6 protein-coding genes and 1 pseudogene are annotated in these 10,995 nt (G+C 76.1%); 6 read left to right on the top strand and 1 reads right to left on the bottom strand.

Features of this window, described 5'->3' with window-relative positions; translation table 11 throughout:
* Positions 1-298: pseudogene (locus tag ACFVTF_RS12130) on the top strand (heavy metal translocating P-type ATPase); the annotation flags it as partial.
* Positions 299-424: 126 nt separating this feature from the next.
* Here ACFVTF_RS12130 and ACFVTF_RS12125 read toward each other — a convergent pair.
* On the bottom strand, positions 425-2,215 hold the full coding sequence (locus ACFVTF_RS12125) for a protein kinase (protein WP_387812529.1): 1,791 nt from the start codon (positions 2,213-2,215) through the stop codon (positions 425-427).
* 242 nt (positions 2,216-2,457) lie between these two features.
* Here ACFVTF_RS12125 and ACFVTF_RS12120 point away from each other — a divergent pair, with 242 nt between their 5' ends.
* The 5 genes from ACFVTF_RS12120 to ACFVTF_RS12100 all read left to right on the top strand — a co-directional run bounded on the left by ACFVTF_RS12120 (position 2,458) and on the right by ACFVTF_RS12100 (position 10,915).
* Positions 2,458-6,588, top strand: a complete 4,131-nt coding sequence (locus ACFVTF_RS12120) for a hypothetical protein (RefSeq protein WP_387812526.1) — start codon at positions 2,458-2,460, stop codon at positions 6,586-6,588.
* 128 nt (positions 6,589-6,716) lie between these two features.
* The gene (locus ACFVTF_RS12115; protein ID WP_387812524.1) at positions 6,717-7,142 is read left to right on the top strand and encodes a hypothetical protein; all 426 of its coding nucleotides are present in this window, start codon (positions 6,717-6,719) and stop codon (positions 7,140-7,142) included.
* Entirely contained in the window at positions 7,139-7,909 is a 771-nt protein-coding gene (locus ACFVTF_RS12110) for a nucleotide exchange factor GrpE (RefSeq protein ID WP_387812522.1), read from the top strand. Before ACFVTF_RS12115 ends, ACFVTF_RS12110 begins: the two co-directional genes overlap by 4 nt.
* A 31-nt stretch (positions 7,910-7,940) precedes the next feature.
* A complete protein-coding gene (locus ACFVTF_RS12105; protein WP_387812519.1) occupies positions 7,941-10,508 on the top strand; it encodes an Hsp70 family protein in 2,568 nt (855 codons plus the stop codon).
* The gene (locus ACFVTF_RS12100; protein ID WP_387812517.1) at positions 10,505-10,915 is read left to right on the top strand and encodes a hypothetical protein; all 411 of its coding nucleotides are present in this window, start codon (positions 10,505-10,507) and stop codon (positions 10,913-10,915) included. Before ACFVTF_RS12105 ends, ACFVTF_RS12100 begins: the two co-directional genes overlap by 4 nt.
* The last annotated feature ends 80 nt before the right edge of the window (positions 10,916-10,995 follow it).

Raw genomic sequence — 10,995 nt, 5'->3', positions numbered from 1 at the left:
CGCCCTCGCCCAGGCCGACCTGGGCCTGGCCATGGGCACCGGCACCGACGCCGCGATCGAGGCCGGCGACCTCACCCTGGTCCGCGGCGACCTGCTGGCGGCGGCCGACGCCATCCGGCTCTCCCGCAGGACCCTGGCCACCATCAAGAGCAACCTGTTCTGGGCCTTCGGCTACAACGTCGCCGCCCTGCCGCTGGCTGCGGCCGGGATGCTCAACCCGATGATCGCGGGGGCCGCGATGGCCTTCTCGTCGGTCTTCGTGGTCGGCAACAGCCTGCGGCTGCGCCGCTTCCGCTGAGCCCGTCCGAACGCCGAGCCGCCCACCCTGTTCGACCCGCCCGAGCCGTCGGCGCCCCGGAACCGCACCAGGTTCCGGGGCGCCGGCGCGTTCCGTTCAGCGCCGCTCAGCCCCGCGAAGCCCCGCTCAGCCCTGCTCGGGCAGCGCCACCGCCTGCCACCGGTACGCCGCGTCCTCCTGCCAGCACTGCAACTCGCCCTCCACCACCGCGGCCAGGCACAGCCGCCAGTCCTCGCCCATCGCGAGTGCGACCCGGGTGGCCGGGCGCAGCGTCGGCCGCCACCAGCGCGGCCGCCGGGAGGCGCCGCCGGCCGGCAGCCGAAGCCGGACGCCGCCCGCGCCGGCCAGCGCCACCGTCGGGCCGCCCCGGTGGCCGGCCATCGCGACGCCGAGGGAGGGCTCGCCGTCGCCGATCTCGGGAGCCGGCCCGGCCGTGCCGAGGGTGTGCAGCTGGACGGAGCCGTCCGGGCGCAGCGTGGCGGCCTGCGGGCCGGCGGAGGTGCGGGCCAGCGCCCCGGCGCGCAGGGCGCCGGGCGGCCCCAGCGGGGTGGGGCCCTGCGCCGAGCCCGGTCGCCAGCTCAGCACCCGCTCCCGGTGCTCGACCAGGACCAGCCAGGATCCGGCCCGCTCCTCCAGGGCGGCGAGCACCCGGTCGGCCGGGCAGCCGGGCAGCTCGTGGCCGGTGAGGGTGAGGCCGGGCGCCCAGCGGTAGGAGCGCAGGGCGCCGCCGGCCGCCGTCCAGACCGTCATCTCCCCGGCGGAGTCGACCGCCCCGGCGAGCCCGCTGACGCCGCGCGCGGCCTCCCACCAGCCGGCCGAGGTGCCGACCCAGAGCGTCCCGCCGCGGTCCTCGGCGCAGATGACCAGTTCGCCCTGGCCGCCGGCCCAGCCGGCCAGCAACTCCCTGACCGGGCCGGGCCCCTGGCCGGCCGGCAGGCGCTGCCCGTGGTGTCCGGGGCCGGCCAGTGCGGTGCCGTCGGCGCCGCCGGTGACGAGCAGTGGCCGGCCGGCCCGGTCGGGGAGGACGGCCAGGCCCGCGGTGCGCGCCACCGGTCGGCGCGAGCGCAGGAGTTCGCGGCCGCGGCCCACCCAGGGGCCGAGCGGGGAGGGTCGGCGGTCCGGTTCGCGGGCGAGCGGTTCGCAGGCCCAGCGCGCCAGGTCCTCGCCGTAGCCGGCGGCCAGGAGTTCGGCGCGGGCCTGTTCGGCGGCGAGCCGGTGGTCGAGCCGGCCGTGGTCGGGCAGCAGCAGGGTGCGGGCGAGGGTGCCGACCGCGAACAGGTCCTTGGCGGTGGTGGGGAAGCCGCCGACCTGCTCGGCCTCCGGCGGGACGTGCCCGGGGGTGAACACCGCGACGGTGAGGGTGTGGTCGAGCGGGGCCAGGAAGGTCAGGTCGATCAGCTTGACCTGGTTCTGGGCGTCCACCAGGACGTTGGCGGGGGAGATGTCGCGGTGCACCCAGCGTTTGCGGTGCAGTTCGTCGACGATCCGGCAGAGCCGGGCCAGCACCTCGGCCACCGCCGCCGGGCCGCCGCGCTGGGTGCGGGCCCAGGTGTGCAGCGGCACGCCCTCGACCCAGGGGGAGATCTGGTAGCCGAGCAGTCCGGCGGAGGGCGCGGCGCCGGGCCGGTGCGGGGAGGGGCCGAGCAGGAAGCTGGGCACCACCAGGTCGGTCACGTCCAGGCGGTGGGCGTTGTGCGAGACGTCGTCCCAGCGGCCGAGCCAGCGCCGTACCTCGGAGGGGTCGCGCTCCAGCATGATCTTCGCGGCGACGAGTTCCTTGAGCCCGCTGTGGCCGGTCCGCACCGCCCGCCACACCTCGGCCTCGCCGCCCCGGTGGTGGAACTCCAGGAGCTCGTACTGCTCGGGGTCGAACTCCGGCCCGAACCGGAGCCCGGGCACCCAACGCGACTCGGACACGCATCCCCCGACTGGACCCTGATGGCCTGTTCGCCCTGACCCGGCCTCGGGCCGGTTCCCGCGCGGTGGTTCTCGCACCGCTTCCGCTGCGTCGCCCAGGATAGTGCTCAATTCTGTTCGTCTGTCCGGTGGAGGGCCTATTCTGATGGGCGCCCGAGCAACATCGAAACAGCGTCAAGTCATGATCACACACCACGTGTTGATCATCGAGTGGCGTATTTCCAAGCGCAGGGGGACGGTGCATGGTGCAGCTCGCGGTGCTGCTGATCGTGGTGGCACTGGCCGGTGCGGCAGCCGTCGTACTGGCCCGCCGCCGACGGAGCCTGGACGCCCAGGCCGTGGCCAAGGCGCTGGCCGCGGCCGCCGAACGGCTCGCCGCCGGCAAGGCCCCGCAGGCCCGTCGCCGCTACGCGCGCCTCGCCCAACGGCTCGCCGCCGGCCCCGAGGAACTGCGCCCGCAACGCGGCCTCGCCCTGCTCGGCCAGGCCGAGGCCACCGTCCCCACCGGTGACCAGCAGGCCACCCTCGCCCTGCACCGCGAGGCCTTCCCACTGCTCGCCGACCCGGCCCGGCAACTGCCCCGGTGGAGCCTGCACCGCCTCGCCGAGGAGCGGATATCCGCCCCCGAGGGCGACCTCGGGCCGCTGCTCGCCTTCCTCCGGGCCACCGCCGACGGCGCCGAACCCGGCGAGGAGGCCGCGGCCGCCGCCCGCGCCACGGACTGGCTCCAACGGCTCTGCCGCGACGGCTCCCCCGAGCAGCGCGAGAGCGCCACCACCCGGTCGCTGGCCGCACTGCCCGGCCGGGACTGGCCGGTCCTGGCCCGGTCCGCCCTGCTGTGCGGCACCGACCGCGCCGCCGAGGCCGAGACCCTGCTCGCCGCGTCCGCCCCCGGTGGCAGCGGCGAACTCTGGTTCCGCTGGGGCGCCCAGCTGTTCACCCTGCACCGGGACGAACCCGCCGTCGCCGCCTTCGACGAGGCGCTGCGCCGCGGCCCCGGTGAGCCCTCCCCGTGGGGGCGCGGCCCGGCGCTGCGCACCGAGAGCCTGCTCTTCCGGGGCCTGGCCCGGCAGCGGCTCGGCGCCACCGACGCGGCCTGGTCCGACCTTGCGGCCGCCGCCACCGAGACCCCCGGCGACCCCCGCCCCCGCTACGCCCTCGGCCGGCTCGCCCTGCTGCTCGGCGCCGACGACCAGGCCCGGGACCAGTTCACCGCCGCCCTGACCGTCCAACCCTCCTTCGCCCCGGCCCGGTTCGGCCTCGCCCTGGTGCACGAGCGGGCCGCGCGCCCCGCCGAGGCGGCCGCCGACTACCGCACCGGCCTCGGCCTCGCCCCCGACTGGCGCCCCGCCCGGGTCCGGCTCGGCGCGGCCCTGCTCGCCGCCGGGCAGGCCGCCGAGGCCGCGCCCGTCCTCGGCGCCGAGGCGGACGTCGAGCCGGACTCCCGCTGGTCCCGGATCGCCGCCTTCCACCACGGTCTCGCCCTCGCCCGCACCGACGACCCGGCCGGCGCCCTGGCCCGCTGGGAGCCGCTGCACGACGAGGACCTGCGCGAACGGCAGGCCCTGGCCCGCGACCGGCTCGCCCGCACCCGGCTGGCCGACGACCCGGTGGCCGCCCGGGAGCTCTGGCAGCAGGCCGCCGCCGACCACCCGGCCGCCCCCGGCTACCGGGCCGCGCTGCGCGAGGCCGCCCTGCGCGAGGCCGCGCACCTGCTGATCACCGGCCGCGACCGGCCCGAACCGCGCGAGCGGGCCGCCGCCGCCCTCGACCTCGCCGACACCCTGCCCGGCTCCGTCACCCACCGGCAGGCCCGGCTGCGTGCCGCCCTCGCCCTGGCCGCGGGCTCCACCGAACCGCTGGGCACCCTGCTCGACGCCGCCACCGGGCCGCGCGACCGCTACCACCTGGCCGCCGCCGCCCTGCTGACCGGCCGTCCGGTCCAGACCATCACCCTGCTCGCCCCGCTGGCCCCCGACCCGGCCGGCGACCCGGCCCTCGCCCGGCTGCGGGCGCTGCTCGCCGAACGGGCCGGCAACTGGGCCGCGGCCCTGGACTGGTACCGCCACTTCCTGACCGCCGGCCAGGCCCCCGAACCGCCGCAGCCCCCGCCCACGACGGCCGACTGCGCCGTCTGCCCCGCCCCCGCCACCGGCGCCTGCGCCGGCTGCGGCCGGGAGGCCTGCGCCGCCCACCTGCACCGCCCCGCCGACGGCGCCTCGCCGCGCTGCGTGCGCTGCGCCGGCCCCGCGCTGCGCGCCGTCCTGGACTGCGCCCGCCGGGCCGGGGTGCCCGAGCAGGCCGAACCCGTCCTCGCTGCCTGGGCGCAGGCCCTCGGCGACAGCCCCGCCGCCGCGCCCGTACGGCTGGACCTCGCCCTGCTGCGGGCCGAACTCGGCCGACTGGACGAGGCGTTGGCCGACCTGCCGGCGGACGCCGCCGCCGCGCGCGGCGCCGTCCTGATCCGCCGGGCCGGCGCCGCCCTCGCCGCCGGGGAGCCCGGACGCGCGGCCGGTGACCTGCGCCAGGCCCTCACCCTCGCCCCGGGCCGGCCGCAGGCCGCCGCCGCGCTCGTCCTGCTCGCCGAGCACGAGGCCCACCAGCACGCCGTCGAGGGCCGCCACCGCGAGGCCTGGGACGGCTACCGCGCCCTGCTGCTCAAGGACCCGGCCCACCCCCGGCTGCTGCACGCGCTCGGCCTGGCCGGCTACCGGCTCGCGGTCTCCCTCCAAGCGGGCCCGGAAACCTCGGAAGGCCCGGACGAGCGGATCTGGACCTGGACGCTCGGCTGCCTGGTCGCCGCCCTCCACCAGCCCGACCTGTGGGCGGAGTCCGCCCGGATCACCGGCCGCCCGGCCGACCCGCAGCGGATGTCCACCGCCCGCAGCGCCCTCACCGACCGCCTCCGCGAGGACCTGCGCGCCCTGGACCGGGCCGCCGGCCGCACCGGCGACGAGGTCACCGCCTGGACCCTGCGCCTCGGCATGGAGGCGCACAGCGCCGACGCCTTCGCCCAGGAGGACGTCCGGATCGCCCTGCCCGGCCTCCCCGCCCGGCGCCTCGCCCTCGGCCCCACGCTCGACCGGCTGCTCCGCCAGGAGCCCGAACTCGCCTCCTGGGCCGCCGGGTTCGACGAGGCCGTCCGGGCCTGGCGGCGACCGGAAGCCCCCGCCGGGCACCCGCTGGCCAGGGCCCTCGGCCTGTTCGGCGACCTCGGCCCGCAGCGCTACCTGCTCCTCCAGGGCCGCCAGGCCGCCGCCGTCGGCGCCCTGGACGCGGTGCCCGAGGCCGAACGCGGCACGGGTTGGCGGGACCTGCTCGGCGAGAGCCTGGTCAGCGAGGCCCGCGAGCACCACCGCAACCAGGACTGGCGCGAGGCCCTGGACTGCCTCACCCGCGCCCGGGCCGTGCCCGGCGCCGTCCTGCCCGCCGACGCGCCCGCGATCGCCGCCGAGTCCGGCGTCCGGGCCGCCCGCGCCCTGCTCAAGAGCAGCGACGACGACCAGGCGGGCGCCACCGAACTCCTGGAGAAGGCCCTCGTGCTGGCCCCCGACCACCCCGAGGTGCGCGGCGACCTCGGCGCCACCTACGCCCAGTGGGCCCGCAAGATCAACAACGAGGACAAGGACTACCCCCGCGCCCTGGTCCTGCTGCGCAAGAGCATGGAACTCGCCCCCGGCGACCCGACCGCCGTCCACTTCCTGGAGGCCGCCCTCGGCAACCGGGCCAGCCAGCTCAGCCGCCCCGACGCCCCCGAAGCGGAACTGGAGGAGGCCGCCGACGCGTGGCGGGAGCTGATCGCGCTCAACCCCGACCCGGACCACCGGCTCGGCCTCGCCTTCGTACTGCGCCACCTCTCCCGCATCGCCGCCTTCGCGGACCACCGCGCCCTCGCCGTCGCCCGGATGGCGGAAGCCCTGCGCGCCGACCCGGAATGGGACGGCGACACCGAGCAGGAGGCCCCGCGCCGGGTCGCCGTGATGCTGGCCAACCACATGCTGGACAACCTCCAGAGCAGCCCGTTCACCACCCAGGCCGCCATGCTCCAGAAGGCCCGGTCCTACGACGACTCGGCCGAGATCCGCCGCCTGATGGTCAGCGTCTGGCGCGGCGAGGCCATCGGCCACTACGAGGCCCACCGCTACCCCGACGCGATCCGGCTGCTGGAGGAGGCGCTCGCGCTCTCCCGCACCCCGGAGGACGTCGCCAAGCTGCACGTCGAACTCAGCGTCGTCTACAGCTCCTACGCCGTCAGCCGGGCCAACCTGCGCCAGTTCCGGGAGGCCCGCTCGCTGATCCGCCAGGCCGTCGAGTACAACCCGGACGACCGCGACCTGCGCGCCCTGCAACGGAGGATCGGCGCGCTGCGCTGACGGCAACCGCGGAGCCGCCGCCGTCGTCGTAGCCCATGCGCCCGTTCCCGATCCACAGCAGCAGCCAATTCCTGATCCAAGTCACATCACTGAGTCACCGTCAGCCGTGAGGAGAGAAGCCGCCCGCCATGCCACTGCACGAACCGTCGCCGTACGAGGTCCTGGGCGTTGCGCTCACGGCCGGCGTGCGCGAGATCAACCTCGCCGTCGGCCCGGCGATGAAGGCCGGCCGCTACACCCGCCAGCAGATCCAGGACGCCGCCGCCCTGCTGCGCAACCCCGACCGGCGGCTGGAGCTGGACCTCCAGCGCCCCCTGCCGCCGGAGCCGGTCGACCAGGCCGCCGAACTGCTGGCGCCCGCCCTCGCCGAGCCGCTGCTGGTCGTCGAACGCCCGCCGCTGCCGCCCGCCGCCGCCCTCCTGGTGCTGCACCGGGCCGAGGCGGCGGCCGACTTCGCCGAACCCGCCCCCGGCGGCGCCGACCCCGAACCGCCCGTCCCCGCCCGCTACGCGGCCGACCTGTCCGTGCTGCCGCAGATCGAGGTACCCGAATGACCGACACGCCGACCGCTCCCGCGCCCGCCGGCCACCGGCCACTGGACGTCCCGCAGCGCGCCCTGGAGGTCGACCTCGACCAGGCGTTCAGCCAACTGCTGTTCCGGGCCTCCCTCCTGCAGCGCCTGCGGGCCGAGGAGGCGCAGACCGCCCGGGCCACCCAGCGGGACCTGCTGGGCATCCTGGTCGAGGTGGACGACGCCCTCGCCGCGCTCGGCCTGGACCGGGAGCTGGTGCTGCTCGGGCGCGGTACCGGGATCGAGGCCACCCGCCGGCGGCTGCTCGGCCGCCTCGCCAAGGCCGGGGTGCGCCCGATGCGGCTGGAGGGGCTGGCGGCGGACCCGGCGCTGACCGAGATCGTGGGCAGCGAGCCGCGTCCCGGGGTGGCGCCGGAGACGGTCGTCCGGACGGTGGTCACCGGGTTCTTCTGGGAGGAGGAGGTGCTGCGCCGCGCCCAGGTCGTCGTCGCCGCGGTGCCCGAGCCCGCCCCGGTGGGGGAGCCGGTCCTCGCGGAGGACGTCGAGCGGGCCCTGGAGCCCGCGGCCGCCGAGACCGACGACGTGGGGCCCGGAGCCGCCGAGCCCGAGGACATCGCGCCCACGGAAGCCGGGCCCGACGACGCCGTGCCCACGGAAGCCGAAGGCGCGGACGACGGACCGGAAGCAGCCGCCGCGCCGGTGAACCCCGCCGCCCGGGCCACGGCGGCCCCGCCCCGGGCCCGCCGGAAGGGAACGGCCGCGGGCGGCCGGCGCAAGCGGAAGAAGTAGCCAGGACCACGAGGGGCAAGAGGGGAACGACATGTACCGCACACTCGGCATCGACCTGGGCACCACCAACTCGGTGGTGGCCCACCTGCGCCGGGGCGAGCCGGAGATCATCTTCAACCGGCAGAACCAGGAGGCCACGCCCTCCGTGGTCGGCAGCGGCCGCAAGGGCGAACTGCTGGTCGGCTCCACGGCGCGCAGCCGGGTCGCCATCGACGGCGCCAACGTGATCCGCTCGGTCAAGCGCTTCATGGGCCGCAAGTTCAAGGACCCGCAGGTCCAGGCCGCCCTCAAGGAGGTCGACTACAAGGTCACGGCAGGCACCGACGGCGACGTCAACGTCTGGTTCAACGGCCGCTCCTACACCCCGATCGAGATCTCCGCGATCATCCTGCACCGCCTCAAGGAGGACGCCGAACAGCGCTTCGGCGAGCCCTTCCACCGGGCCGTCATCACCGTCCCCGCGTACTTCGGCGAACGGCAGGTCGCCGCCACCCAGGAGGCGGGCCGGATGGCCGGCCTGCACGTGCTGCGGATCATCAACGAGCCGACCGCCGCCGCGCTCGCCTACGGGATCACCTCCGAGGCAGGAGACGAGGGCCGGACCGTCCTGGTCTACGACCTCGGCGGCGGCACCTTCGACATCTCCATCCTGCTGCTGGTGCCCGGCTCGGTCTCGGTGCTCGGCATCGAGGGCGACAACCTGCTCGGCGGCGACGACTTCGACCGGGCCATCACCACCGCACTGCTGGAGGACATCCGCGAGGAGTACGGCGCGGACTACCAGCCCGACCTGCGGGACCGCCCCAAGATCGCCTCCACGGCCGAGACCATCAAGATCGAGCTCTCCCACCAGGAGGCCTCCGAGGTGATCCTGCCCGGCCTCGGCGCCGGCCAGCTGGTGCTGGAGACGGAGTTCGAACGGGCCCGCTTCGAGGAGCTGATCGAGGCCCGGATCGAGCGCACCATCGAGCTGACCCACAAGGCCATCATGCAGGCCAACCTCACCGTCGGGGACATCGACGAGGTGGTGCTGGTCGGCGGCTCCACCGCGATCCCGCTGGTGGCCCGGCGGCTCGGCGAGGTCTTCGGGCCTCGCCGGATCCGGCGCGGCGTCAACCCGATGCAGTGCGTGGCGCTCGGTGCGGCCGTGCAGTCCGCGCTGGTTGGCGAGGTGGAGTGCCCCGAGTGCCGGGCCCCCGGCGACCTCTCCGCCTCCAACTGCGCCAACTGCGCCACCACGCTGCTCGGCGGGCCCCGGGTCTCCTGCACCGGCTGCCACCTGCCGGTCGACGCCGAGGCCACCGCCTGCCCCAAGTGCGGCCAGGAGCTGGGCGGTTCGGCCGCCGGTGCGGCCATCCCGGCGCAGTCCCAGGCGGCCACCGCCGTGCGCGGCGACAACTGCCCGCGCTGCGGCACCCCCGCCGCCCCCGGCGTCACCGCCTGCGAACTGTGCGGCGAGGCGCTCAACTCCGCCGCACCCGGGCAGACCAAGGTCGCCTCGACCGCCGCCGAGGACGTCGGCCTGCGCTGCGCGGCCTGCGGCGTGGTCAACCCGCCCGGCAGCGAGGTCTGCCAGGGCTGCGGCGAGCTGATGCAGGTCACCAACCCGTTCGACATCACCCCGAAGAACCTCGGCATCGAGCTCAACGACGGCCGGCTGGCCGTCATCATCCCCAAGAACACCAGCTACCCGACCGGTTCGCCGGTCAGCCGCGAGTTCGTGGTCTCCGGCAGCGGCCGCCAGCGGCTGGAGATCGCGGTCTACGAGGGCGAGCACGAGATCGCCCAGCAGAACGAGCTGATCGGCCACCTGACCCTGCGGCTGCCCGCCGGGCTCGGCGGCCGCACCCCGGTGGAGGTGTCCTTCGGCCTCGACCGGGACCGCACCATCACCCTGTCGGTGCGGATCCAGGGCGGCGGCGAGAAGACCGTCAAGCTGGAACGCGTCACCCTCGACCCCGAGCTCAAGGTCCAGGTCGAGGAGCAGCAGCGGCAGATCGAGACCTTCACCGACCGCTGGGGCGGCGAGCTCACCGAGGCCGAGATGCGCGAGGCGCAGCGCCTCATGGACAGCCTGGACGACCTGGCCGCCGGCCAGACCCGCGGCCAGTCGGTGGACGAGGCGCTGGAGCGGGCCCAGCGCCAGCTCAAGGCCCAGCGCTGGGTGCGCGGCTCGGAGGCGTACCTCAGCCTGTTCATCCACTACTGCGAGAAGCACCTCGACCCGAGCGACCTCGACCGGCTGCGGTCGGTGGCCGCCGACCTGCGGCTGCGCCGCGAGGCGGCCGACTGGGAGGGCGCCGTGCGCGCCGCCCAGCGGGCCGACGAGCTGTGCGACTCGCTCGGGCACACCTTCCGGATGCTCACCATGTGCAACGTCTACGTCAACCAGAACATGGTCTCGCCGGCGCTGGCCCAGCGGATCATGGCCGAGCTGCGCGGGCTGGACGAGGCGGTGGAGTCGGCCAACATGGAGGCCGCCAACCAGCACAGCTCGGCGCTGCTGGCGCTGTACGCGCAGGCGCAGCGGGAGCTGGGCAGCGAGCCGCTCGCGGAGTCGCTCGGCCCGGTCCGTCCGGAGGAGGCCGGTCCGCGATGAACCCCGACGTGACTCCGTCCGAGGTACCTCCGTCCGGGGTGTCCCTGTCCGCGCCGTCCCCGGCCGACGTGCACCCGATCGGCGGGCCGGCTGCCGAGGTTCCGCCGATCGAGGTGCTCTGCCCGCAGTGCGCCGTCCCGGCGGACCCGCAGGGCCTGCGCTGCCCGTCCTGCCGGGAGGATCTCGGCGTGCTGTTCAGGCTGCGTTACGCCGCTCGGATCGACTACAACCGGGCGCTGGCGGCGTTGGCGGCAGGTGACAGGGCGTTCGCGCTCGGACTGCTGCACCGCGCGGTGGCGGCCGAACCGGGGCTCGAACCGGCCCGGGACCTGCTGGAATCGGTGCGCGCGGCCGGGTCCGCGGGGCCGGTGCCGGGGGAGCGGGAGGGCGACACGCCCTCTGAGTGACCAATTCGGCCGTTCTCGGCCTGCCATCGAGTTCGATCGGTGCGAGTGTGTTCGTCACATGGATGTTCGCTGCCCTCACA

It is taken from the genome of Kitasatospora sp. NPDC057940, from assembly GCF_042887425.1.
Classification (GTDB): domain Bacteria; phylum Actinomycetota; class Actinomycetes; order Streptomycetales; family Streptomycetaceae; genus Kitasatospora.
Note: the sequence above shows the minus strand (reverse complement) of the source record. Positions and strands in the feature narration are given on the sequence as shown.

Excerpts from the sequence above, each read along its gene's own strand:
- ACFVTF_RS12120 (WP_387812526.1), top strand. The coding sequence starts at position 2,458 with ATGGTGCAGCTCGCGGTGCTGCTGATCGTGGTGGCACTGGCCGGTGCG.
- ACFVTF_RS12115 (WP_387812524.1), top strand. The coding sequence starts at position 6,717 with ATGCCACTGCACGAACCGTCGCCGTACGAGGTCCTGGGCGTTGCGCTC.
- ACFVTF_RS12110 (WP_387812522.1), top strand. The coding sequence starts at position 7,139 with ATGACCGACACGCCGACCGCTCCCGCGCCCGCCGGCCACCGGCCACTG.
- ACFVTF_RS12105 (WP_387812519.1), top strand. The coding sequence starts at position 7,941 with ATGTACCGCACACTCGGCATCGACCTGGGCACCACCAACTCGGTGGTG.
- ACFVTF_RS12100 (WP_387812517.1), top strand. The coding sequence starts at position 10,505 with ATGAACCCCGACGTGACTCCGTCCGAGGTACCTCCGTCCGGGGTGTCC.